General features: G+C 70.1%; 20 protein-coding genes. 5 read left to right on the top strand and 15 right to left on the bottom strand.

The features are described from left to right. The first annotated feature begins 39 nt into the window (after positions 1-39). A complete protein-coding gene (locus E3O49_RS18225; protein ID WP_134367583.1) occupies positions 40-783 on the top strand; it encodes a FadR/GntR family transcriptional regulator in 744 nt (247 codons plus the stop codon). Positions 784-832: 49 nt separating this feature from the next. Here the strand turns inward: E3O49_RS18225 and E3O49_RS18220 are convergent, their stop codons facing one another. Next, entirely contained in the window at positions 833-2,170 is a 1,338-nt protein-coding gene (locus E3O49_RS18220; RefSeq protein ID WP_370262221.1) for an NCS2 family permease, read from the bottom strand. A gap of 299 nt (positions 2,171-2,469) precedes the next feature. Then, positions 2,470-4,068: a carboxylesterase/lipase family protein gene (locus tag E3O49_RS18215; protein WP_134367550.1), complete on the bottom strand. Its 1,599-nt coding sequence runs from the start codon at positions 4,066-4,068 to the stop codon at positions 2,470-2,472. 59 nt (positions 4,069-4,127) lie between these two features. Here E3O49_RS18215 and E3O49_RS18210 point away from each other — a divergent pair, with 59 nt between their 5' ends. Further along, positions 4,128-5,408 carry a uracil-xanthine permease family protein gene (locus E3O49_RS18210; protein ID WP_134367552.1) on the top strand — a complete coding sequence of 427 codons (1,281 nt, stop codon included), beginning with the start codon at positions 4,128-4,130 and terminating at the stop codon, positions 5,406-5,408. A 776-nt stretch (positions 5,409-6,184) separates the two neighbouring features. Here E3O49_RS18210 and E3O49_RS18205 read toward each other — a convergent pair. The 3 genes from E3O49_RS18205 to E3O49_RS18195 form a co-directional block, all read right to left on the bottom strand. Then, complete coding sequence (locus E3O49_RS18205; protein WP_134367554.1) at positions 6,185-6,514, bottom strand: peptidase; 330 nt, start codon at positions 6,512-6,514, stop codon at positions 6,185-6,187. Then, positions 6,511-7,701: an inorganic phosphate transporter gene (locus E3O49_RS18200; RefSeq protein WP_134367556.1), complete on the bottom strand. Its 1,191-nt coding sequence runs from the start codon at positions 7,699-7,701 to the stop codon at positions 6,511-6,513. Before E3O49_RS18200 ends, E3O49_RS18205 begins: the two co-directional genes overlap by 4 nt. Before the next feature lie 84 nt (positions 7,702-7,785). Next, positions 7,786-8,277 (bottom strand): 8-oxo-dGTP diphosphatase, encoded by a 492-nt coding sequence (locus E3O49_RS18195; protein ID WP_134367558.1) that lies wholly within the window; start codon positions 8,275-8,277, stop codon positions 7,786-7,788. A 25-nt stretch (positions 8,278-8,302) separates the two neighbouring features. Here E3O49_RS18195 and E3O49_RS18190 point away from each other — a divergent pair, with 25 nt between their 5' ends. Further along, positions 8,303-8,557, top strand: a complete 255-nt coding sequence (locus tag E3O49_RS18190; protein WP_134367559.1) for a mycoredoxin — start codon at positions 8,303-8,305, stop codon at positions 8,555-8,557. Positions 8,558-8,646: 89 nt separating this feature from the next. On the opposite strand, the gene E3O49_RS18185 is transcribed toward E3O49_RS18190, so the two are convergent. From E3O49_RS18185 to E3O49_RS18170, 4 genes are all read right to left on the bottom strand, one after another. Further along, complete coding sequence (locus E3O49_RS18185) at positions 8,647-9,675, bottom strand: 6-phosphofructokinase (RefSeq protein WP_134367561.1); 1,029 nt, start codon at positions 9,673-9,675, stop codon at positions 8,647-8,649. A 108-nt stretch (positions 9,676-9,783) separates the two neighbouring features. Continuing rightward, on the bottom strand, positions 9,784-11,964 hold the full coding sequence (locus E3O49_RS18180) for a DEAD/DEAH box helicase (RefSeq protein WP_134367563.1): 2,181 nt from the start codon (positions 11,962-11,964) through the stop codon (positions 9,784-9,786). Between the two features lie 235 nt (positions 11,965-12,199). Beyond that, positions 12,200-12,532 carry a DUF6804 family protein gene (locus E3O49_RS18175; RefSeq protein ID WP_134402947.1) on the bottom strand — a complete coding sequence of 111 codons (333 nt, stop codon included), beginning with the start codon at positions 12,530-12,532 and terminating at the stop codon, positions 12,200-12,202. Beyond that, positions 12,532-14,409: a DUF2207 family protein gene (locus tag E3O49_RS18170; protein ID WP_134367567.1), complete on the bottom strand. Its 1,878-nt coding sequence runs from the start codon at positions 14,407-14,409 to the stop codon at positions 12,532-12,534. The genes E3O49_RS18175 and E3O49_RS18170 overlap by 1 nt, the downstream gene beginning before the upstream one ends. Before the next feature lie 85 nt (positions 14,410-14,494). Between E3O49_RS18170 and E3O49_RS18165 the strand changes: the two genes are divergently transcribed. Then, a complete protein-coding gene (locus E3O49_RS18165; protein WP_134367569.1) occupies positions 14,495-14,770 on the top strand; it encodes a metal-sensitive transcriptional regulator in 276 nt (91 codons plus the stop codon). A 34-nt stretch (positions 14,771-14,804) separates the two neighbouring features. On the opposite strand, the gene E3O49_RS18160 is transcribed toward E3O49_RS18165, so the two are convergent. Both E3O49_RS18160 and E3O49_RS18155 read right to left on the bottom strand, forming a co-directional pair. Further along, the gene (locus tag E3O49_RS18160; protein ID WP_241976008.1) at positions 14,805-15,365 is read right to left on the bottom strand and encodes a GDSL-type esterase/lipase family protein; all 561 of its coding nucleotides are present in this window, start codon (positions 15,363-15,365) and stop codon (positions 14,805-14,807) included. 69 nt (positions 15,366-15,434) lie between these two features. Continuing rightward, on the bottom strand, positions 15,435-16,991 hold the full coding sequence (locus E3O49_RS18155; protein ID WP_134367573.1) for an SDR family oxidoreductase: 1,557 nt from the start codon (positions 16,989-16,991) through the stop codon (positions 15,435-15,437). Positions 16,992-17,125: 134 nt separating this feature from the next. On the opposite strand from E3O49_RS18155, the gene E3O49_RS18150 reads away from it, so the two are divergent. Continuing rightward, complete coding sequence (locus E3O49_RS18150) at positions 17,126-18,031, top strand: hypothetical protein (protein WP_134402945.1); 906 nt, start codon at positions 17,126-17,128, stop codon at positions 18,029-18,031. A gap of 33 nt (positions 18,032-18,064) precedes the next feature. On the opposite strand, the gene E3O49_RS18145 is transcribed toward E3O49_RS18150, so the two are convergent. The 4 genes from E3O49_RS18145 to nudC all read right to left on the bottom strand — a co-directional run bounded on the left by E3O49_RS18145 (position 18,065) and on the right by nudC (position 22,992). Continuing rightward, positions 18,065-18,778: a nucleoside/nucleotide kinase family protein gene (locus E3O49_RS18145; RefSeq protein ID WP_134451032.1), complete on the bottom strand. Its 714-nt coding sequence runs from the start codon at positions 18,776-18,778 to the stop codon at positions 18,065-18,067. 28 nt (positions 18,779-18,806) lie between these two features. Then, positions 18,807-19,538 (bottom strand): SGNH/GDSL hydrolase family protein, encoded by a 732-nt coding sequence (locus tag E3O49_RS18140; RefSeq protein WP_134367578.1) that lies wholly within the window; start codon positions 19,536-19,538, stop codon positions 18,807-18,809. A 776-nt stretch (positions 19,539-20,314) separates the two neighbouring features. Next, positions 20,315-22,030 (bottom strand): ATP-dependent helicase, encoded by a 1,716-nt coding sequence (locus E3O49_RS18135; RefSeq protein ID WP_134365254.1) that lies wholly within the window; start codon positions 22,028-22,030, stop codon positions 20,315-20,317. Continuing rightward, complete coding sequence (gene nudC, locus E3O49_RS18130; RefSeq protein ID WP_134451030.1) at positions 22,021-22,992, bottom strand: NAD(+) diphosphatase; 972 nt, start codon at positions 22,990-22,992, stop codon at positions 22,021-22,023. The genes E3O49_RS18135 and nudC overlap by 10 nt, the downstream gene beginning before the upstream one ends. Positions 22,993-23,036: the final 44 nt, after the last annotated feature.

Here is a 23,036-nt window from a genome sequence, read left to right as displayed (position 1 = left end):
TGAACTAGGAGTCTGCATGGAGGGCGGAGACAGACCGTGATCGACGAACAGCCGGGCCTGGACAGCGGCCTACTGCTGCGCCCCGTCCACGGCGGCAACGCTTTCGAAGAGACTGTGCAGCGCCTGCTGCAGACGGTGCGGCTGGGATTGATCGCACCGGGCGAGCGCCTGCCCGCCGAACGCGAGCTCGCCGCCATGCTCGCCGTCAGCCGGGACACCGTCCGGGACGCCATCGCGTCCCTCGCGGAGGCCGGTTACCTGGTCTCCCGGCGCGGACGGTACGGCGGCACCTTCGTCAGCGACGCCCTTCCCAGGCAGACACCCGGGGTCGACCACAGCGGCGAGCTGGTGACCCGCCGGGACATCCCTCCCACGGAAATCGAGGATGCACTCACCCTGCGAGAGATCCTTGAGGTCGGGGCCGCTCGGCACGCCGCCGCACGCACTCTGTCCCCCGCCGAACGCGAGGTGCTCTGGCACAGCCTGAGCGATTCGATCGGCGCGGCCGGGGAGGACTACCGCCGCCTCGACTCTCGGCTGCACCTCACCATCGGAGAACTGGCCGGATCCCCCTCCCTCGTGCCACTACTGGCCGAGGTCCGGATGCGCGTGAACGAGCTGCTCGACCAGATCCCCTCGCTCGGCCCGAACATCGCTCACTCCGACCGACAACACGAACAGATCGTCACCGCGATCCTGACCGGAAGACCTGACGCGGCGGCGCACGCGATGGCCGAGCACCTGGCCGGTACGGCACTGCTCCTGCGCGGCTTTCTGGAATAGAAAACGGGGCAGGGGTACGGCTCGCCGCACCCCTGCCCCACGTGTCTGCCTACGCGCCGAGCAGCGCCTCGATCGGGCCGCGCACGAAGAAGACCAGGAACCCGGCCGCGACGATCCAGAGCAGCGGGCTGATCTCGCGCGCCTTGCCGGAGAACGAGCGCACCAGCACCCAGCTGATGAAGCCGGCCCCGATGCCGTTGGCGATCGAGTAGGTCAGCGGCATCACGAGGATGGTCAGGAAGACCGGGAGCACGATCGAGAAGTCCGAGAAGTCGATGAACCTGATCTGGGACACCATCATCGCGCCGACGATCACGAGGGCGGCCGCGGCCACCTCGAGCGGAACGATCTGGGTGAGCGGGGTGAAGAACATGGCGGCGAGGAACAGAAGCCCCGTCACCACGTTGGCCAGGCCCGTGCGCGCCCCCTCGCCGATGCCGGCCCCGGACTCGATGAACACCGTGTTCGAGGAGGCGGACGTGGAACCACCCATGACGGCGCCGACGCCCTCCACGATCAGGGCCGACTTCAGACGCGGGAAGTTGCCCTTGTCGTCGGCGATCCCGGCCTCGTTCGCCAGGCCGGTCATGGTGCCCATCGCGTCGAAGAAGTTCGTGAAGACGAGCGTGAAGACCAGCATCAGCGCGGCGAGCACGCCGATCCGTTCGAATGCGCCGAAGCTGACCTGGCCGACCAGGCTGAGGTCAGGCAGGGACACGATGGAGGTCGGCACGACCGGCGCGTTCAGGTTCCAGCCGTTCGGGTTCTGGCCGAGCGACGGGCCGACCTTGAAGATGGCCTCCAGGATCACGGCGATCAGAGTGGTGGCGACGATGCCGATCAGGAGGGCGGCCTTGACCTTGCGGGCGACCAGGATGCCGAGGATGATCAGGCCGATCACGAACACGGTCGTCGGCAGGCTCACGACGGAGCCGTTCTCGCCCAGCTGCACCGGCGGCGAGGCCGTGCCGCTCGAGCGGACGAAGCCGGAGTCGACCAGCCCGATGAACGCGATGAACAGGCCGATGCCGACCGTGATGGCGATCTTCAGCTGGCGGGGAACGGCGTTGAAGATGAGTTCGCGCAGACCGGTCGAGGCCAGCAGCACGATGATCAGGCCGTTGATGACCACGAGGCCCATGGCCTCTGCCCAGGTCACCTGGCCCACGACACTCACGGCCAGGAAGGAGTTGATGCCGAGGCCGGCGGCGAAGCCGAACGGCAGCCGGGCGATGACGCCGAAGAGGATGGTCATGACGCCGGCGGTGAGGGCGGTGACCGCGGCGACCTGCGCGTTGGGCAGCCATCCGCCGGCCACGTCGACCGCGGCCTGGTCGGCGCTGAAGCCGCCGAGGATGAGCGGGTTGAGGATGACGATGTAGGCCATCGTGACGAACGTCACCAGGCCGCCGCGGATCTCCCGGCCCCAGGTGGAGCCGCGCCCCGTGATCTCGAAGTACCGGTCGAGCCGGGCGCGGGTGCCCGATTTCTCGGCGCTTGATTTCTCGGAGCCCGATTTCTCGGCGCCCGTGGCCGGGGTGTCCGGCTTCGGGGCAGGGTTGGATGACGTGTGGGTCTCTGTTTCAGAAATGGGGTTCTCCTGGTGGCCGACTCAGCTGATTCTCAGTTCTCCAGTTTACGGCCCCGGAGACCGTCCGGATTCCCGCGAGTCCGCCGGCCGGCGGCTCAGATGTGCGGGACGAAGGCGCCCCAGGCGCGTCGGCGGCCACCGAGCGGGTCGGACTCGATCCGGTCGACGGAGTCGATGATCAGGGTCTGGCGGTCGACCTCGTCGTAGCGGGGCCAGGCGGCATCCGGACTGCCGGTGGCCGCGAAGGCCAGCCACCAGTCCTGCATCCGTCTGCCCACCGCCTGGAACTGGCGCCGCCCGCCGAGCGCCGTCATGCCGCGGCCGGGCCAGCCGTCGAGCCGGTCGAACAGGGGGAACAGCTCGAGCCCGTGGGTGGCGTCGAGCCCCATCGCCCGCAGCAGCCGCGGGGCGGCGTCGAACCGGTAGAAATGCACCGGCGCATAGCGCGAGTGACGCTCCCCCACCCGCACGCTCGGGTACCAGAACGAGAAGTCGCCGCCGAAGTCCAGCGCGGGGCGGAGGGCCGGGATGCCGGGGTACTGCGCCTTCAGGGCCTTCCGCGCCTTCTTGCGGGTGTTGCCGAAGACGGCGCTGATTCGCTTCGGCGTGGTGGCGAGGATGTCGATCCGCCCGCTGAACAGGGATCCCTCGCGGGCGTTCGTGCCGATGATCAGCGGAACCCGGTGCGCGCGCCCGTCGCGGAAGGCGTCAAGCGGGCGTTCGGGCAGGAAGTCGCCGTCGATGACGGGCGAGAGCGGGATGGTGCCCGGGTACCGGTCGGGCGCGCGCCGGGTGAGGTCGGTGGTCGCCTCGGCCAGCCGCGCCGGATCCGCCGCGATGAGCAGGGCCGCCGGGTCCGGCGCCGGCTGCCCCGGGTCCGCCTGTCCGGCCGCGCCGCTCCGCCGGGCCAGGAGGCTGACGAAGTCGCCGGCCCACTCGGCGGTGATCTCCGGCGAGTAGACGGCGTTCGGAGGGGCGCTCTGGGCGATGGCGCGGTGGAACAGCCCGGCGGCGGCGGGAACGGTCATCAGGGTGGTCACGGCGTTGCCGCCGGCCGACTCGCCGAAGAGAGTGACGGCATCCGGGTCGCCACCGAAGGACGCGATGTTGTCCCGCACCCATTCGAGGGCCGCCACCTGGTCGCGCAGCCCGAGGTTGCTCTCGAACGGCCGTTCCGGCGTGGAATACCGACTGAAGTCGAGGTAGCCGAGCGCGCCCAGGCGGTAGTTGATGCTGACGTAGACGATGCCGCCCCGGCGCACGAGGCCCTCGCCCTGCCGGGGCACTTCCCGCGAGGACCCCACGCTGTAGGCCCCGCCGTGCACGAAGACCATCACCGGCCGCAGCGGGCGGCGGCCTGCCGGGCCGGCCTGCTTCACCGAAGCGTCGGGCTCGTCGGGTGCGAGCACGTTGAGGTTCAGGCAGTCCTCGCTCTGCGGGATGCGCGGGTGCGCGCCGATGAACTGGCCGCGGTGGCTCTGAGTGGCAACGGGGCCGAAGGACCCGGCGTCCCGCACGCCAGGCCACGACCCGGCCGGCTGCGGTGCCCGGAAACGGAGTTGCCCCACCGGGGCCGCGGCATACGGAATCCCCCGCCAGGCCCGCACGCCGCGCTCGCGGACCCCCCGCACCACACCGGCCCCTACTCGTACCTCGAGGGGGTCGGTGCGAGTCGGTTGTGCGCTTGGTATCACCGTCCGATCCTATTTCTTCACTACGATCGGAACTACGAACGACATGGAAACGAGAAACAATGGCTCTGCCCTGGACCCTGCACGGCGACGGTAAAACGGTCGGAGCCACCGATGTCGTCGGCCCCGGTGAGCGCCTCAACTGGCCGCTCACCATCGGGATCGGCGCCCAGCACGTCGTGGCCATGTTCGGAGCCACCTTCCTGGTGCCGCTGCTGACGGGCTTCCCGCCCAGCACGACCCTGCTCTTCTCCGGCATCGGCACCCTGCTCTTCCTGCTGATCACGCGGAACAGGCTGCCCAGCTACCTCGGCTCCTCCTTCGCCTTCATCGCCCCGATCACGGCCGCCACCGCCACCGCCGGCATGGGCAGCGCCCTGTTCGGCATCATCGTGGTCGGTCTGCTCCTGGCCCTGATCGGTCTGGTCGTGCAACTGACCGGAACCGGCTGGATCGACGCGTTGATGCCCCCCGTGGTGTCCGGCGCGATCGTCGCCCTGATCGGTTTCAACCTGGCCCCGGTCGCGAAGTCGAACTTCGCCCTGGCCCCGCTGACCGCGATCATCACGCTCGCGGCCGTCATCCTCTCGACCGTGCTGTTCCGCGGCATCCTGGGCCGGCTGTCGATCTTCATCGGCGTGGTCGTCGGTTACATCGCCGCCGTCGTTGCTGGCGAGGTCGACTTCAGCGGCGTGGGCGAGGCGGCGTGGATCGGCCTGCCGCAGTTCACCTCGGCCATGAACCCGCTCGACAACCCCGCCGCCGCGCTGGGCATCCTGCCCGCCTTCCTGCCCGTCGTGCTCGTGCTGGTGGCCGAGAACGTGGGCCACATCAAGGGCGTCGCCCAGATGACGGATGCGAAGGTGAACCACCTCACGGGCCGCGCCCTGATGGCCGACGGCCTGGCCACGATGCTCGCCGGTTTCAGCGGCGGGTCGGGCACCACCACGTACGGCGAGAACATCGGCGTCATGGCCGCCACTCGGATCTACTCCACCGCCGCCTACTGGGTGGCCGGCCTGGTCGCGATCCTGCTCGGCCTCTCCCCCAAGATCGGGGCGGTCATCAACACCATCCCGGCGGGCGTCCTCGGCGGCGTGACCACAGCCCTGTACGGACTGATCGGCATCATCGGCGTCAAGATCTGGCTCGACAACAAGGTCGACTTCAGCAAGCCGGTCAACCAGTTCACCGCCGCCACGGCGCTGATCATCGGCATCGCCGACTACACCTTCACGGCCGGCACCCTCAGCTTCAACGGCATCGCGCTCGGAACGGTGGCCGCGATCGTGATCTACCACCTGATGACGTGGGTAGCCAGGGTGCGCGGCACCACGAGGTAGCCGCCGCCGCAGCTGCCGCGGCAGCCGCTGCCGCTGCCGCTGCCGCAGTCGCAGTCGTCTCGGTTCCCCGCGCACATGCTCGTGCTCCGGTGCGCGTGCAGCGCCGCTACGCGCGTGGCACACCACCCGCGAAGGGGCGCACCTCCCGCGCGCGTCCAGAGTGCCCGTTCCGGTCGAGAGTGACCGGCACAGTAGGCACTCTCGACCGGAACGGGCACTCTCACACGGCAGCGAGTGTCCACCGCTCGAGCTCAGACGGATGCGACGGGCTCCGGTCCGGCTCGCGGCTCACGGCTCACGTTCCCGCTCGCGGCGCAGGCTCCACCGTGAGCCCCGAGCCCCGGGGTGCGCCGCGAGCAGCACACCGGGGTCGCGGCGGCATCCGTTGCCACGAAACCGGTCCACGGATGCCGAGAGCCGTCCTCCGGCCAGGACCCGAGAGTCACCCTTCGGCCGGTCGGCGCCGGCACCCACGCGCGTGCTGNGGCCAGGACCCGAGAGTCACCCTTCGGCCGGTCGGCGCCGGCACCCACGCGCGTGCTGCGCCGCTTCGCGCGCGGCGTGCCACCAGCGAAAGGGCGCAGCTACCGCGCAGCTCCCGCACGACGGTGCGCAGCTACCGCGCCAGGCCCCGTGCGGCACGCGACAGTGCCCGTTCCGGTCGAGAGTGACCGGCAGAACGGGCACTCTCGACCGGAACGGGCACTGGGGCGGGGACAGCCCAGCGCGGGGCGGAGCGCGGCAGCGAGGCGGAGCGCGGCAGCGAGGCGGAGCGGCTAGCCGTGCAGGGCGGGCACGATCAGGTAGACGCCGAAGATGACCGCCCCGGCGCACAGGACGAAACAGGCGTAGGCGCCCAGCACGGCGGCCTTCTTCTGGCCTCGGGTCAGCGGGGTGGCGGCGGCCTTACGCGCGCGCTTGGCCTCCTTCGCGGCCCGCTTGGGGGTGAGCACCGTGATGGCGCCGGTGAACTCGGCCGGTTCGACGACCGGAACGCGTCCGGCGGTGGTGAGCAGCCGCAGGCCGAGCGAGTAGAGACTCACCACGACCGCGGACGAGACGAGGGACGCGAACGCCACGACGAAGAATGCGGCCCAATCGATCACAGCGCGACCTTCTTCCGGTCCGTGCGGGAGACTTTGCGGGGGGTCTTCCGGATTTTCACGACGCGCCCGGCGTCGTCGATGTCGTGCAGGTTGTCGTGTGTGACCCGGGTGGCGCGGGACCGGCGGAACAGCAGGGCGACGAGGAGGGAACCGAGGACCAGGTCGAGGACGATGCCAATCGGGCCCAGCAGAGCCAGCCCGGCCGCGAATGCGCCCATAATGGCCGAGGCCGGCAGGGTGAGCACCCAGCCGAGCACGATCTGCCCGGCCATACCCCAGCGCACGGTCGAGCCGCGTCGGCCCATGCCGGACCCGATGACGGACCCGGAGGCGACCTGCGTGGTGGAGAGGGCGAAACCGAGGTGGCTGGACGCGAGGATGGTCGCGGCGGTGCTGGTCTCCGCCGCGAAGCCCTGGGCCGGCTTGATCGCGGTGAGACCGCGACCCATGGTGAGAATGATGCGCCAGCCGCCGCTGTACGTGCCGATCGCGATCGCGACGGCGCAGGCGATGATGACCCACGGCTGCGGGCCGGTGCCCACGTCCTGCATCCCGCTGGCGATCAGGGTGAGGGTGATGACGCCCATGGTCTTCTGGGCGTCGTTGGTGCCGTGAGCCAGGGCCACCAGGGAGGAGGAGAAGATCTGGGCGTAACGGAAGCCGCCGCGGCCATCCGCTTTGCCGCTGTCACGGCGGGTGATGAAGTAGGCCAGCCTGGTGGCCAGGAACGCCACGACACCGACCGTCAGCGGGGCGATCAGGGCGGGCAGGATGACCTTGGCGAGCACGACGTCGTAGGCCACGGCCTGGGAGCCGATGCCGATGATGGTGGCGCCGATCAGGCCGCCGAACAGGGCGTGGCTCGAACTGGACGGCAGACCGCGCAGCCAGGTGAGCAGGTTCCAGACGATGGCGCCGATCAGGCCGGCGAAGATGATCTCCGGGGTGATCTGGACGCCGCCGTCACCTTCCTTGATGATGCCGCCGGAGATCGTTTTGGCGACCTCCGTGGACAGGAACGCGCCGACCAGATTGAGGATGGCCGCCAATCCCACGGCGACCCTGGGCCGCATGGCGCCGGTTGCGATGGGGGTGGCCATGGCGTTCGCGGTGTCATGGAAACCGTTGGTGAAGTCGAAAATCAGGGCCAGCGCAATGACGAGCGCGACAATCAGGGTGAAATCCACCGGCGTCTTTCTCTGGGTGTACGACAGCCGGGGTTATCTCAAGCTGCAAAGCAGGAACAATCCTGACACTCGGGGGCAGGCGGGTCAATTCAAAGCGCAAACCAGGCCCTGGTCCACCACCGTCGCGAGGTCTGCCCCGAAGGTGAAGGTGGCCCGCACCGGAATTCCGGCGAGCACGCCCGGCAGCCAGTGCCGGGCGTCGTCCCACATCTCGTCAACGGGCAGGGCCGCCACATCGAACCACTCCGGGTTCAGCTCGTCCGACTCACGCGGGGTCCCCGTCCACTCCGTGCAGACGAACACGCTCGACTCCTGGCTCCAGGCCTCCCGGTGCGGGAACAGGTAGGTCAGCAGACCCATCGGGGTGAGCACGGATGCCGTCACGACCAGGCCGGACTCCTCCTCGATCTCCCGGACCATCGCCTGCACGGCCGTCTCCCCCGGCTCGAGCTTGCCGCCGAGGCCGACGATGTTGCCAAGGCCCAGACCCTTCTTCTTGCGGCCGAGCAGCACCTGCAGGTCTCCCGCCGGGGTGCGACGGGTGAGATAGCAGACGCACACCTGGGGAAGGGACATGATTCCATCGTATTAGGCTGCTGAGATGAACTTCGTGCCCGCATCCGGAACCATCACCATGTTCACCACGACCTGGTGCGGCTATTGCTCGCGCCTGAAGTCGCAGCTCGACAAGGTGGGCATCGGCTACACCGAGGTCAACGTGGAGGAGGTCGAGGGCACCTCGGAACTCGTGATGAGCCTGAACAACGGCAACCGCACCGTGCCGACCATCCTCTTCCCCGACGGGTCGAGCGCCACGAACCCGTCGCTGGCCCAGGTGCAGGCCAAACTCGCCTGACGTCCGGCATTCGCTGAATCCCTGACCACGCCTTAACGAGCTGAGGGGCCCCGGATCAGATCCGGGGCCCCGCAGCTCGTGGTGCGGGTTTAGCCGAACAACACAGCGGCCTCGTCGTACCGCGCCTGCGGCACGGTCTTCAGGCCGATGGTCGCGTCGGCGATGCTGACGATCTCGATGTCGGTGCCGCGCAGCGATACCATGGAACCCCACTGGCCGGCGAAGACGGCGTCGACCGCGGCCATGCCGAGGCGGGTCGCGAGCACGCGGTCGTAAGCCGACGGGGCCCCGCCGCGCTGGGTGTGGCCGAGCACGGTGGCGCGGGACTCGATGCCCGTGCGCTCCTCGATCATCGGGGCGATCATTTCGCTGATGCCGCCGAGGCGCGGACGGTCGAACGCGTCCAGGCCCTTGGTCGAGAGCGCTTGTTCCATTCCGGCGAGCTTGAAGCCCTCGGAGACGACCAGCACGGGTGCACGACCGCGGTCACGCACGTGCAGCACCCACTCGCAGATCTGCTCGATGGTCTGCGGCTGCTCCGGGGTCAGGATGGCGTGCGCGCCGCCGGCCATGCCGGAGTGCAGTGCGATCCAGCCCACGTGGCGGCCCATCACCTCGACGATCATGCACCGGCCGTGCGACTCGGCGGTGGTGCGCAGCCGGTCGATGGCCTCAGTGGCGATTTCGACCGCCGTGTTGAACCCGAACGAATAATCGGTGGCCTCGAGGTCGTTGTCGATCGTCTTGGGGACGCCGACGATCTTGATGCCGGCATCCGTCAGACGACGCGCGGCGGTAAGGGTTCCCTCGCCACCGATCGCGATGATCGCGTCGATGCCCTCCGCGTCCATCGTCTTCTGGATATTAACGGGACCGCCGCGTTCACCCTCGAAGGGGTTCGTCCGGGAGCTGCCCAGGATCGTTCCGCCCTGCCGGGAGAGACCACGCACGCTGTGGCGGTCCAGGGTCATAAAGTCGCCCTCTACAAGGCCTTTCCAGCCGTTGCGTATGCCAACGAATTCGGCGTCGAGGACGCGGACTCCCTTGAGTACGGAACCGCGGATAACGGCGTTGAGTCCGGGGCAGTCTCCACCGCTGGTGAGGATACCTATTTTCATTTGTGGTTACTCCTTGTTGCGAGCGATCATGTTCGGCGCCTTCACCGCCTCCTCATGATGGACCCGAGGTGGGCCCGGTTTCAAATCAACGCCGGTGAGGGGCGCTTCCTACAGCTCCCCGTCGAGCGCCTGGGTGAGCAGGTAGATCAGTGCGCTGGCCTGCACGGAGTCAGCGGAAGAGATTTCTTCCTCGGCGCCGTCGAGGGCTCGGGCGGCGAGGCCCTGCTTGCTCCCGATCAGCTCGGCAATGCGCGCGTCGATCGTGTGCGCGGCGATGATCCGCCAGGCCGTGACCGGCTCGTCCTGGCCGATCCGGTGCACCCGGTCGATGGCCTGGGTCTGTTCCGCCGCGGTCCAGCTGAGCTCGGCGAGCACGACGTGGGATGCGGCCTGCAGGTTGACGCCGACGCCGGCGGCGGACAGGGAGCAGACCACGACGGCCACCCCCGGGTCGTCGTTGAAGGCGTCGATGGCCGCCTGGCGAGCCAGGGCGGTCTGGTCCCCGCGCAGGGACACCGTGCGCAGGCCGCGCCGAGCGAAGATGTCTTCCGCGGCATCCATCACATCGATGTGCTTGGCGAAGAACACGACCTTGCCGACCGAGTGTGCCAGCTGCACGGCGTAGTCCGCCGCGAGGGCGGCCTTGGCCTGGCCGATCTTGCGCACCATGGTGAAGACGTTCTCCCCCGTGCTCTGCCCCTTCGATTCCTCGAGTTCGGCGTGCGCGACGGCGCGGACGAAAGCGGCCCTCTGCTCGCCGTCGAGCACCGGCGGCGTCTGGCCCGGGTGGCGGGCGGCCACGAGCGAGTGGTACCGGGTGACCAGGCGGGCGGCGAGCTCGCGTTCGGCCTGGCGGATGGAGCGCCCGAGGTCGTCGTCCAGCTCGACCGGCAGGTCGGCGATGCGCTTGGCCGGCAGGTCGGCGGCGACATCGACCTTGCGGCGGCGCACGATGCCCATGTCGATCACGGCGGCGCGCGCCGCGGAGTAGAAGCCGGAATCCGCCGGGGTCAGCCCGATGGCTTCGAGCCTGGCCATCAGCTTGGCGGTGGGCTTGTCGCCGTCGATCCAGCCCAGGAACTGCCAGATCGCACGGAAATCGTCGACGTCGTTGATCAGCGGCGTACCGGTCAGGGCCATCAGCAGCGGGTTCCCTCCCGGGGTGCGGCGGCGGATCTGCTCGGCCAGGGCCAGCACGTGCTTGGACCGCTGGGACTGGAGGTTCTTGATGAAGTGCGCCTCGTCGACGACCATGCCTTTGAACCCGAGGGTACCGAGCCAGGTGCGGTGCCGGTCGAGAACGTCGTAGTTGACGATGACCACGTCGGCGAACGCGTCGAGGGTGTCGCCGTCACCGTGGATGACGGTGGCCCGGCGGTTCGGCGTCCACAGTTCCACCTCACGGACCCAGTTCATCTTGACGACGTTGGGGACGATGGCGAGCAGCGGGTATGACCCGCTGACGGATGCCGCGAGCAGGCTCTGCGCCGTCTTGCCGAGTCCCGGCTCGTCGGCGAGCAGGTAGCTGCGGTGGCCGAGGCGCGCGCTTTCGACGAACCGGGCCTGGTGACGCATCAGCTCCATGCCGCGAGGCGAAAGCCGGTCGACGCGGGGCGCCTCGGGCAGGTCCATGCTGGCGGCCTGGCCGCCGGAGCCGTACTCGAAGGATTTGAACAGCGAGCCGATCAGCTCCCAGTTGGCGAGACGGCGGCCGGAGACGACCGGCGGAGCCTGCGCGGCACTGAAATCGGGCGCGAGGAACGGGTTGGCCAGCTGCCGGGCCTTGACCGACTGCGGGATGACCTGGTTGACCGGCATCTCGGGCTTGGCTTCGGGCTCCCGGGTGATGATGAGCTCGTCCGGGGACAGCTCGGCGCCGGATTCGATCAGCCAGTCGCGGCGGAACCGCTGCGCGACCGTGGACACCCCCGCGTCGGGTTCGAGCAGGGTGATCAGGCTGGTGTCGCGTGCCGCGGTCTTCGCCAGGATCTGCGCGATCCCGTCGAGGCGCTTGAGGAGTTCGGCGCGGTTGGCGTCGGTGAGTTCCTTGTCGCCCTTGACCCGGGCGCGCTCCTCGCGCATGAGCAGCGCGATGACCTGGTACTTGGTGCGGTTGGTCGGGCCGAGCTTCGCGCCGGTCTGCGCCTTCGCCTCGACCTCGCGCACCTTGCGGGCGAGGATCGGGATGATGGGGGCGTCATCGTCACGGGAACGGGGTCGCTGCCGCTGGCGACCTCCGGCGGCGGCACGGGTATTCGAACCGGCGGCCTGGTGGCGGGTGTATGCCATTCTTCTCCAACTTCACAGCAGCGCGGCAAAGAGAACCGTGCTCGACGTGGTGCGGCATCCGTGGATACCGGTGCGATCGATACGCCGAGGCCTGATCAAGCATCGTGTCACCGACATTAGTGGCACCGAGATTCGTGCGCCCGCATTCTCGATGTGGCAGCCGGTCAGTGTGGCAGCACGGTCGAGGCGGTCAGCGGGCTTTCGCGGCGTGGGGCCAGTCTACGCCCGCGGGTCCCTACTGATGCACCGGCACCTTGGTTCTGACGCCGACGATGATGAAGACCAGGGCGGCGATGAACTGGGCGGACACCCAGCCCTGGCCGTGCAGCTCGATCACGACGATCGGGTTCCACAGCACGGCGATCGGCACGAGCGCGATCAGCCACAGGTACGCCTTCGACTGGACGGCGAAGACGCAGATGATCAGCGCGAGGATGCTCACCGCGTACCGGATGATGATGTAGCTTTCCGAGTCCAGCAGGGCCAGCCCGCCGAGCAGGATGACGGCGCCGAGCAGGCCGGGCGCGAGCGCGGAACGACTGAATGTGGGTTCGACCGGGGTGCCCATCAGACTCCTCCTCCTCCGCCACCGCCGCCGCCCCCGCCGACCGAGCCTCCCCCGCCCGAACCGGAACTGGAGGAACTCGAGGCGCTCCCCGACCAGGATGCCGAGGTGGAGCTGGAGAACGAGTTCAGGCCGGCGGCGAACCAGACCGGACTGAACGGGGCGGAGCCAGCGTACCAGTCCGGCTCCAAGCCGCTCCGGGCGTAGTAGTCGCCGAGCACCTGCGACCACGCGGTCTCCTGGCCGAAGAGAACCGCGAAGGGCAGCAGCCGCTCGTAGAGCTTGAGCACCTGCAGCGGATCGGCCGGGTCGAGCGCGGCATCCCGGACGACGTCCGGGCCGAGAACGGATGCCGCATCCGGCCGGTAGGGCGACCGCAGCGCTCCCTCGGGGCTCTGCAGCACCCGCAGCCGTTCGGTCTCGGCGACGCCGATGTACAGCCGCACGCCCGCCAGGTAGTCGCGGAGTTCGGCGCCGGCCGGGGTGAGCGGCCGCACGCTGGCGGCGAGCGCGATGGTCGCGATGGAGACCAGCGCCCCGAAAATCAGGATCACGGCCGGCCAGGCCCCGCCGACCTCGGTCACGAGGCCACCGATGCTGCCAGCGACGCAGATGACCCCGGTCAACAGGGCGCCAGTGAGCAGCCAGCCGCGGAGCCGGCCGCCCTTCTTCTCCCGCAGCCCGTCCGTCAGCACCTGCTGTCTGACGGCCTGGAGCTGCTTCGTCAGGCCCTTGCCCAGCACGGTGTCCTTCGATTTGAGGTCCCGGCGCGTGCCCTCGTGCAGCCCCGGGAACAGCAGCCGGAGCACCGCTTTCTCGGCCGGGTCGAGCCCCTGCGCGTGCCGCAGCTCGAGCAGGTAGTGCTTCTTGCCCGTTCCTTCGAGCACCCGCAGATTCCCGCGCACGGCGAAGCTGAGGAACTGGGCCGTAATCGCCTTCGCCGACGCTCGGGCCACGTCGCCGCATTGAAGCAGGTTCACGCCCTTCGGCGGCAGGTACTCCGCGATGATGGTGGGCCGCCCCGGCGCGGAACGCCACCGGGTGGCCCGGGCGACGGCCGCCACCGCCGCCAGGACCAGACCGAGCAGCAGCGCGCCGAGGCCGATGCCGGGGAACGGGTTCGCCGTGAACGACTGGTCGCGGGGCACGAACGTGCCGGGCTCGAAAGCGACCGACACGGTGAGCCCCTGGTAGGGGCCGAGGCTGCCGGCGGAGGCGTCGATCACCGTGGCGCCGTCGACGCTGGTCTCGGTCAGGTCCGCGCAGGGCTCGCCGGAGTCGACGCCGCCCTGGTAGCACGCCGACTGGCCGGTCAAGCGGGGTGCCAGGTCCGGGGCCACCGTGAGGGTCGCCGAAACGTCGCCGAAGGGTTGCGTCCAGCCGGTGCCGTTGGCCTTCCAGTAGAACTCCGGGGCCGCGGCATCCGTCGGCAAAAGCGTGACGTCGACCTGCCGGTACTCGATCACGTAGGTGTTCGCGCCGTGCACGTAGTCCTCGGCCGCGATGGTCACCTCGAGGAACTGGTCACCGTCGACGTCGGTGGTCTCGGTCTCGGTCGCCCGCGGGCGCCCGTTCTCGTCGGTCACACTGACCAGGGTCAGGTCGGTCGGATGCCCGTCGTAGTGGGTGGGGATGGCCCGGCGGATGCCCCGGTTCTGGTCGGACTCCGGGAAGCGGGCGACGATCGTCTCGGTGGTGGTCAGCGCGGAGTGGCCGTCGCCGGTGAGCCCGAGCCGGAAATCGGCGTGCCACGAGTCGAACGTGAAGTCCGAGGTGTCGGTGGCCACGATGGCGGGCGCGGCAGCCGCCGGAGCGGCGAGGCCGCCCAGGGTGAGGCCGCCGAGCGCGGCAATGAGCAGGAAACGGACCGATCGGCGCATGCGCCCACTCTACTCAGCGGCCCCGCATCCGCGACGGCACAAACATACCCCTCCGGGGTATGCCCCATCACGGTACTCTGAACGCATGATCAAAGACATCAAACGGCGTGCCCTGCACCGTGCCCGCATCCTGGAGGGACAGATGCGCGGCCTCGAGAAGATGATCGAGAACGAGGAGTACTGCATCGACATCCTCACCCAGTCCCTCTCGATTCAGAAGTCTCTGGGCTCGCTTAACAAACTCATCGTCGACAACCACCTGCAGACCCACGTCACGCAGATGTTCGAAGCCGGCGGCGAGGAGCGGGACACGGCCATCGCGGAGCTGCTCAAGGTGTTCGAACTCAACAACAACAGGTGACGCCCGTCCGCGCCGGTGCTGCCACCCGGTACCGTCACACGTGCGAGATCGGGATCGCCGTGCTCGACGGCGGCCGTTCGAAGATCGCCTCGAGCGCCGCCTGCAGTTCACTGGCCCAGGCCGCGTAGCCGTCGGCGTTGAGGTGGAGGCGATCGTCGGAGAAGCTGACGTCGATCTCCCCGTCGGGCTGGGCCAGCCGGGGCCAGAGGTCCAGGAAGGCCGCGTGCTGAGTCGGCACGAACTGGCGCAGATGGCGGTTGATCGAGCGGAGGGTGTTTGCGAAGTCGCGTTCCCGCGGCGGGACCGAGACGACCAGGAGGCGCGCGCCCGGCAACCCCTTGCGCAGCGCGCAGATCACCGTCTCCAGGTTGCGCACGATGTACTCGTCTGACCGGCGCCAGCCCAAGTCGTTCGTTCCCGCCCCGACCACGACCGCATCCGGCTCAAGCTCGATGACCGCGTCGACGCCGGCCACGACCTCGTCGGTGGTGTACCCGCTGACGCCGAAATTGCGCACCTCATACTCGGGGAGCCACTCCGCCCACTGGCCGCTCGCGGTCAGTGCGCCTCCCATGAACACCACAGATCCCGACATGGCTGCCTCCCTCGCACCCCTTCCATCATGCATCCGCCGGGCCGAGGCGGCCAGCCCCTGCGGGTGATATCAGGGTTCGACGGGCAGCGCGGCAACGGATGCCGGGTCCGCCCTGCTCCGGGCATCCGTCTGGACGGCGTCGGTCGTGACGGCTTGCGCCGCTTCCCCGAGCGCGGCAGCGGTGATGCGGTTGGCCATCCCGCTGAACACCACGCCGTGGAACGGGAGAACGGAGAACCAGTACAGGCGTCCGCCCAGGCCGCGCGGGAAGAAGACCGCTCGCTGCCGGTAGATCGAGCCGCCGTCCGGTGCCGGCTCGGCGGTCATCTCCAGCCACGCCCGACCGGGAACCCGCATCTCGGCCCGCAGGCGCAGAAACCTGCCTCGGTCGATTTGTTCGACCCGCCAGAAGTCGAGCACGTCCCCGGTGTGCAGGTGGTCGGGGTTGCGGCGGCCGCGGCGGAGGCCCACGCCGCCGACGATCTTGTCCATCCAGCCGCGCACCGCCCAGGCCAGTGGGAAGGAATACCAGCCGTTGTCGCCGCCGATGCTCTCGATCACACGCCACAGGTCGGCCGGCTTCGCGTCGGTGTGCTTTTCTCGCAGGTCGGTGTAGACGAGGTGTCCGGCCCAGTCCGGGTCGCTCGGCAGCGGGTTGCTGGACGCGCCCTCGATCGACGCGTTGCGCCAGCTGGTCTCGACGTCACCGTCGCGCATGCGTCCGAGGGCAAGCCGAACGGCCGTGCGGTAGGGAGTGAGGCCATCCTTCGGTCGCGGAATGTACTCATCGATGTCGCGCTCGTGGACGACGCAGTCGTTCTGCAGCGACGCGATGATGGGCACGGCCAGGCTGCGCGGGATGGGGGTGACCAGGTTCACCCACTGCGAGGCCAGCCACGGAGTGAAGACGGGGAGCGAGGCGATCGGGCGCTGGCGCAGGCCGGCCTCGAGGGCGTAGCCGTTCATCATCTGGCCGTAGCGGAGAACGTCGGGGCCGCCGATGTCGAACGTGCGGTTGACGTCCGCCGGCAGGTCCACCGAGGAGACGAGGTAGTAGAGGACGTCGCGCACGGCGATCGGCTGGATCTTGTTGCGCACCCATTGCGGTGCGGGCATATACGGCAGCACGTCGGTGAGGTGGCGGATCATTTCGAACGAGGTCGAGCCGGAGCCGATCACTACGCCGGCCTGCAGCGCAGCCGTGGGCACACCGGATTCCAGCAGAATACGGCCGACCTCGGCGCGCGAGCGCAGGTGCTGGGAAAGCTCGGCGGTGTCGGGGTGCAGCCCGCCGAGGTAGATGATGCGGGACACGCCGGCCTCGGCGGCGGCGGTCGCCACATTCCGGGCCGCCGTGCGCTCGGTGCGCTCGAAATCGCCGCGCGTGCCCATGGAGTGCACGAGGTAGTAGAGCACGTCGCTGCCGGCGCACGCGGCCCGCATCGAGTCCAGGTCCCCGAGGTCACCCTCGACCACCTCCACCTGCCCCGCCCAGGGCACGTCCTTGAGCTTCTGCGGCGAGCGCACGAGAACTCGCACCTCGAACCCGGATTCCAGCAGCATGGGAACCAGACGGCCACCGATGTATCCGGTGGCGCCGGTGACGAGAATGCGACGAGGCTTCATCCCGCCAGCCTAGGTGCCTCTACGGCCCGGGAGCCGGGGATTCGGGAGATTCGGAGGCGCCTCCCACGGAGCGCCTGCGGACCCGGCTGTGGATGATTCGCGCGCCGGCTGCGGGAGTGGAGCATCATCGCCGGATGACACTTCGACTAGACCCGCGCTACCCCGTCGTCTGGCGCTCGCCCGACACCATCCAGGTCGGAATCGACCGGCCCCTCGTCGTGCTCTCCGCCGTGGCCGACGGACTCGAACGGGTGATCTCCGCCCTCTTCGTGGGTATCCCCCACTCGGGGGCGCTCATGCTCGGCCGGCAGGGCGGGGCCTCCGACGAGGACATCCTGGCGCTGCTCCACGCCCTGGCCCCGGTGCTGCTGGTCACGGGGGAGAGCCGTCCGGCAGACGAGATCGCAGGGGAATCCGTGCCGGGGTCTGTTCCCGGGTCCGCGCCGGCCCGGGAGCCGGCTCCCCCGGCGATTGTTCCGGGCCCGGTCTTCGTGGGCGGGAACGGCCCGACCGCCGAGCGAATCAAGAGGCTACTCGAGGATCTGGGCTTCCGGGTGACCGAGCGGGCAGACAACGACGGTGCGGCCCTGGCCGTCGAGGTGGCCCACTTCGCGCTCGAACCCGACCGGCACGGACGCTGGCTGCGCCGGGACATCCCGCATCTGCCCGTGGTGTTCAGCGACTGCCAGGTGCGGATCGGGCCGCTGGTCGAACCCGGGACCGGCGCCTGCCTCTCCTGCCTGGAGCTCGCCCACATCGATGCGGACCCGGCCTGGCCCGCCATCGCCTGCCAGCTGCTCACCCGCCGGGCACCGACGGAGACCCCGCGTCAGAGCATCGATGTGTCCACGCGCGTCGCCGGTCTCGTGCACGACCGGCTGGCGTCGGGCCGATCGGTCCTGACCGGCACGTCGCTGGTGATCGACGCGGAGAACAGTCTGTTGCGGCGCCGCGTGCACCAGCCGCATGAGCGGTGCGGCTGCCTCTCCGTGCCGGGAAGCCTGTCCGCCTCGACTGCACTCGGCGCCGACCGGTTGTGACGCGTGCCGGGGTCGGCCTCAGACGAGCCGGCCTCAGCCGAGCCGGATCTCGTGATCGGCGCGGGCCCGGGTGAGCTCGATCAGGCGCGCGTTGGCCTCGTCGGGGCCGAGGGCCCAGGCGCGGGCATCCGTCGCCGACTTGCCGTAGCGCTCGTGCCGGGCGACGAGCCGGGCCAGGTGCAGCGAACGGTCCACTCCCACGAACAGGCTCAGGTTCAGTAGCGGCGCTACCCGCTTCCAGCCGGCCCGGTCGTGCAGCAGATAGTTGCCCTCGACCACCAGGATGCGCCGGTCGGGGTCGATCTGAACCGTGCCGGGGGTCGCCTCCTCGGTCTCCCGGTCGAAGCCGGGCGCCGTGACGGGGCCGTCGGTGGACCGCAGCCGGCGCAGCAGGTGCACGAAGCCGTCGACGTCGAGGGTGTCCGGCGCGCCCATGCGGTCGCGGCGGCCGAGCTCAACCAGCCGGGCCTGCGGCAGGTGGAAGCCGTCCATCGAGACCAGTTGCGCGCGCGACACCGGCGTGTTGAGCCGCGCGACGAGGGCCTCGGCGAACGTCGTCTTGCCGGTCCCGGGGGAACCGGTGATGCCGATGATCGTGCGCGCAGGGGCGTCGGCGCGGGATGCTGCGGCCGGGGAATGCGGGCGCGGGCCGGCATCCGTGGGGGCCGTGACAGCCGTGGCGGTCGTGATAGCCGTGGCGGTCGTGACGACGGCGATGATCTCGTCGAGAGTGCGGAGCAGGGGCATGGTCCCAGTATGAAACCGGGCGCGCCGGTCAGTGGCCGAGGTCGAGGCCCGGCGCCGAATCGAACACGAATTCCGCCCAGAGCCGGTAGCCGAGCGCACTCGGGTGGAAGCCGTCGCTCGCGAAGAACCCGTCGACATAGGGCGGCGGCGTCGGGATCGCCACGACCCGGTCGAGGCCCTGCACCGCGAGGCGGGCGCCGGTGTCCAGGCTGGCCGCGTGCCGGGCGAGAGTGGCGCGCAGCGGTTCGGGCAGCAGGTCGAACCGGTCGAACCGCGGCATCAGCGAGACGAGAACATCCGCGTGCGGGGCCGCCGCGCGCAGGGTGCGCACGATCGACCGCACGTCGCGGGTGAACGCGGAGCGGGACCGCAGGCCGAGCGCGTCGTTCGCGCCGATCGTGAGCAGCGCCAGGTCGAAGGGAACCGCTGCCGCCTCCGCCACGAACCGCTCGCGCACGTCCTTGGCCGTCGCTCCGTTCTCCCCGATCGCACGCCAGCTGGCTCCGCGGCCCCAGCGCACGGCGACCTCGTGCGCGATCCAGCCCGGAAGCGCCTCGTCCTGGGTGAGGGCGCCGACCCCGGCCGCGGTCGAGTCACCGAGCACCAGAATCCGCAGCGGGTCGGGGCCGGGGCGGGACCCGGTCCAGGGCAGGGCTGCGTCGGGTAGCCGCGGGGTGTCGCGCCGAAGCGCCCGTGCCTGGGTCACAAGCAGCGGCGCCAGCGGGACCGCGGCAAGTCGCGTGTACGGAAACGGATTCACGGGTCGAGGTTACCCCGACGCCCCGAGGAGCCGCCCGCGAGGCGGCCTCGCCGGCGCCCGCACCACCACCACCACCACCACCACCACCACCACCGTCAGCTACAGCCGCAACCACAGCTGCAGGCAGGCCGGGCTCCCGTGCATAACTCCTGCAATCTGCTCGGCCGGGGTGCGCTGCAGCCCGAATTCACTGGGCGGCGCCCCGGCCCCCTCTGAGAATCTGCAGGAGTTATGCTCAGGCCGCGCGGTCCACACACCTCGTCCCCCACCCCGCGTTCCTCGTTCCTCGTCTCTCGTCCCTCGTCCCTCGTTCGCCACTGATATCCCGTCGGGCGATCGGGCGAGGCCTACCAGGTGCGTAGGTGCCCAGGTGCGTAAGTGCCCAGGTGCGTATGTGCCCAGGTGCCGCGGCGCCCCGATGCCGCGGTGCCGCGGTGCCGCGATGCCCGGAGGCCCAATGACCGACGCCGAGTGTGGCTAATTCAGGAGAAGTCGGCCGGCCGCCGGACCTCGGCGCCGAAGCAGTGCGGCGGAACCTGCGATTCCGCGCGGATCTCCTGAATTAGCCACCGTGGCCTCGGGTGCTGCTGGTGGTGGTGCTAACCAGGTCGAGGGCGAGGCGGGGGTAGAAGCGAGCGGGCAGACCGGTAAGCAACGTCAGGCGCGGCGGACGCGGCCAGGTCAGGCGCGGCGGACTGGGCAGGCAGGTCAGGCGGGCAGGGCGGGCAGGCGCCGCGGACGCGGCCAGGTCAGGCGCGGCGGACTGGGCAGGCAGGTCAGGCGCCGCGGGCGCCGGCCGCACGGGCGGTGCGGAGGCCGATCTCGCCGAGGAAACGGGACCGCTCGCGCGGGGCGCGCTGCTGGTGTCCGGCCGCCGACCAGCTCAGCGCGAGCCGGCGACGGGCCCGGGTGATGCCCACATAGAGCAGGCGGCGTTCCTCGTCGATCTGCTCGAAGGTGCCGGCGTAGCTGATTGGCACCAGACCCTCCGACAGCCCGATCAGGAAGACCGCCTCCCACTCGAGACCCTTCGCGGAGTGCATGGTCGCCAGCGTCACCGCGGACACCGTCGGCTCGTGCTGGCCGGCCTGGCGCTCCATCAGCTCGTCGGTGAACTGGCGGAACGTGGTCCCCGGGGCCGCCTGATCGACCAGGCCCATGATGGCGTTGAGGGACTCCCAGCGATCGCGCACCGCCCCGGGGGCCTCCGGCGCGCTCTGGCTCCAGCCGAGGGAGCGCAGCACATCGCTGACGGATTTGAACAGGGGCTCGCCAATGATCGACACGGATGCCGCCCGCAGCTGCATCACCGCCTGCTTGACCTCCGCGAGGTCGAAGAACCGCTTGGAGCCCCGGATCTGGTAGCTCACCCCGACGTCGCCGAGGGCGGTCTCCAGAAAGGCCGCCTGCACGTTCACCCGGAACAGGACGGCGATCTGCTCCGGCTTGGTCCCGGCCTCGATCAGGTCGAGGATGCTCTGCGCGACGCCGCGCGCCTCGGCCATGTCATTGGCGTACTCGCGCACGCTCGGCTCGATGCCGGCCTCGGCGGCGTTGGCCTGCAACGTCAGGGCCCCCGCCCGCCCGCGCATCAGCTGGTTGGCGGTGGACACGATCGACGCGGTGGAACGGTAGTTGCGCTCCAGCCGCACCACGGTCGCGTCCTCCCACCGTTTCGGGAAGTCGAGCAGGTAGTCGCTGCGGGCGCCGGTGAACGAGTAGATCGTCTGGCTGGCGTCGCCCACCACGCAGAGATCGCGCCGCTCCCCCAGCCAGAGCGAGAGCAGGTCGTGCTGCAGCGGCGACACGTCCTGGTACTCGTCGACGACGAAGAAGCGGTACTGCTCGCGCACCTGCAGGGCCACGGACGGCTCCGCCTCGATCATCCCCGCCATGGCCAGCAGCACGTCCTCGAAGTCGATCTGCTTGCGTTCGTCCTTGAGCCGCTCGTAGGTCTCCTGCATGGTCAGGACCTGGTCCACGTCCAGCCGCCCGGGCAGGCTCCGCCGGGCGATCCCGGCGCCGTAGGCCTCGATGCTGAGGCCGGAGGTCTTGCGCCACTCGATCTCGGCGGCCAGGTCGCGCAGGGTGGCGGTGTCCAGCTTGAGTTTCAGGGTTTCGGCGGCGTGGCCGAGCAGACGGCCCTTGCCGTCGAGGATGCGGGGAGCCTGGCCGCCGACCACGTGCGGCCAGAAATAGTTCAGCTGGGACAGGGCGGCCGCGTGGAACGTGCGCGCGGCGACGCCGCCCGCGCCCAGCTGGCGCAGCCGGCCGCGCAGTTCCGCGGCGGCGCGCGCCGTGAACGTGAGCGCCATCACCCGGCCGGGCGAGTAGGCGCCGGTCATCACGCCGTAGGCGATCCGGTGGGTGATGGCGCGGGTCTTGCCGGTGCCGGCGCCGGCGAGCATGCACACCGGGCCGACCAGGGCCTCGGCGGCCACCCGCTGCTGCTCGTCGAGGCCGGCCAGGAGGGAGGCGGCGGTCAGCGCCATCCGTGCACCTCGTCCGGACCGAAGTCCAGCGGCTCGCCCATCCAATGCTCGATGATCGCGCGGGCGATCGAGGACCGGCCGGGCAGGATGATGCTGTCGCCGGCGGCTCGGAGCTCGTCCCGGCTGAACCAGCGCAGGTCGAGGATCTCCTCGCCGTCGGGGAGCAGGCCCGAGGCCGGCTGCCCGTCGGCGAGGCTCGGGGTGAAGCCGAACATGATCGAGGCCGGGAACGGCCAGGGCTGGGAGCCGAGGTAGACCGGGTCGGTCACGCGCAGGCCCGATTCCTCGAACATCTCCCGGATCACGGCCGCTTCGAGCGACTCGCCCGGTTCGACGAAACCAGCCAGGAGGGAGTAGCGGTTGTTCTCCCACAGGGCGTTGGAGCCGAGCAGGATGCGGTCGTCGGCGTCGGTGATCAGCACGATCACGGCCGGGTCGGTGCGCGGGAAGACCTGGCCGCCGCAGGACGGGCAGCGGCGGGTCCAGCCGGCGGTCTCGAGCAGGGTGGCCGTGCCGCACCGCGGGCAGTGGGAGTGGGAGCCGTGCCAGTTGACCACCCCGAGGGTCTCGGTCAGCAGGCCGGCGTCGCGGTCGGTCAGGGCCGTGGCCACGGTGCGGAGCGACGCCCAGCGCGCCGGGTCCGGTTCGAGCGCCGCGGCCGCGTCGTCGGACAGGACGGCCGCGACGAGCCGGGTGCCCACCGGTTCGGACTCCTCCGGGGCCAGGGACCGACCGAGGTAGAGCCGCAGCTCCGCGCTCGGCTCCCGGTCGGGCGCCAGCAGCCGGAGCCGCGCCGGGCCGCCGGTGGGGCTCATCAGCGCGGAACCGCGGTGGAGCGCGAGCACGCGCGTGGAGGCATCCGCCCACAGCCGGTCGAGCAGGTCTGGCGTAGCCCGGGCCTCGTGGTCGCGATCCACCGCCTGGCGCGACAGCGGCAAGCGGGACGTGAAAGCAAACGACATGGTGCCCTCCGGGCTCGGGCAGTTCTGCCGAAGTTGTGTGGAGG

The organism is Cryobacterium shii, assembly GCF_004402595.1.
Taxonomy (GTDB): Bacteria; Actinomycetota; Actinomycetes; order Actinomycetales; family Microbacteriaceae; genus Cryobacterium; species Cryobacterium shii.
The sequence above is the reverse complement of the archived record's forward strand: the minus strand, read 5'-3'. Positions and strand labels throughout refer to the sequence as shown.

Bases quoted from the DNA above. Each gene is read 5' to 3' on its own strand.
- E3O49_RS18220 (WP_370262221.1), bottom strand. From the start codon at position 2,170: ATGGCCTACATCGTCATCCTCAACCCGCTCATCCTCGGCGGCTTCAGC.
- E3O49_RS18210 (WP_134367552.1), top strand. From the start codon at position 4,128: ATGGCTCTGCCCTGGACCCTGCACGGCGACGGTAAAACGGTCGGAGCC.
- E3O49_RS18195 (WP_134367558.1), bottom strand. From the start codon at position 8,277: ATGTCCCTTCCCCAGGTGTGCGTCTGCTATCTCACCCGTCGCACCCCG.
- E3O49_RS18190 (WP_134367559.1), top strand. From the start codon at position 8,303: ATGAACTTCGTGCCCGCATCCGGAACCATCACCATGTTCACCACGACC.
- E3O49_RS18185 (WP_134367561.1), bottom strand. From the start codon at position 9,675: ATGAAAATAGGTATCCTCACCAGCGGTGGAGACTGCCCCGGACTCAAC.
- E3O49_RS18180 (WP_134367563.1), bottom strand. From the start codon at position 11,964: ATGGCATACACCCGCCACCAGGCCGCCGGTTCGAATACCCGTGCCGCC.
- E3O49_RS18175 (WP_134402947.1), bottom strand. From the start codon at position 12,532: ATGGGCACCCCGGTCGAACCCACATTCAGTCGTTCCGCGCTCGCGCCC.
- E3O49_RS18170 (WP_134367567.1), bottom strand. From the start codon at position 14,409: ATGCGCCGATCGGTCCGTTTCCTGCTCATTGCCGCGCTCGGCGGCCTC.
- E3O49_RS18165 (WP_134367569.1), top strand. From the start codon at position 14,495: ATGATCAAAGACATCAAACGGCGTGCCCTGCACCGTGCCCGCATCCTG.
- E3O49_RS18160 (WP_241976008.1), bottom strand. From the start codon at position 15,365: ATGTCGGGATCTGTGGTGTTCATGGGAGGCGCACTGACCGCGAGCGGC.
- E3O49_RS18155 (WP_134367573.1), bottom strand. From the start codon at position 16,991: ATGAAGCCTCGTCGCATTCTCGTCACCGGCGCCACCGGATACATCGGT.
- E3O49_RS18150 (WP_134402945.1), top strand. From the start codon at position 17,126: ATGACACTTCGACTAGACCCGCGCTACCCCGTCGTCTGGCGCTCGCCC.
- E3O49_RS18145 (WP_134451032.1), bottom strand. From the start codon at position 18,778: ATGCCCCTGCTCCGCACTCTCGACGAGATCATCGCCGTCGTCACGACC.
- E3O49_RS18135 (WP_134365254.1), bottom strand. From the start codon at position 22,030: ATGGCGCTGACCGCCGCCTCCCTCCTGGCCGGCCTCGACGAGCAGCAG.
- nudC (WP_134451030.1), bottom strand. From the start codon at position 22,992: ATGTCGTTTGCTTTCACGTCCCGCTTGCCGCTGTCGCGCCAGGCGGTG.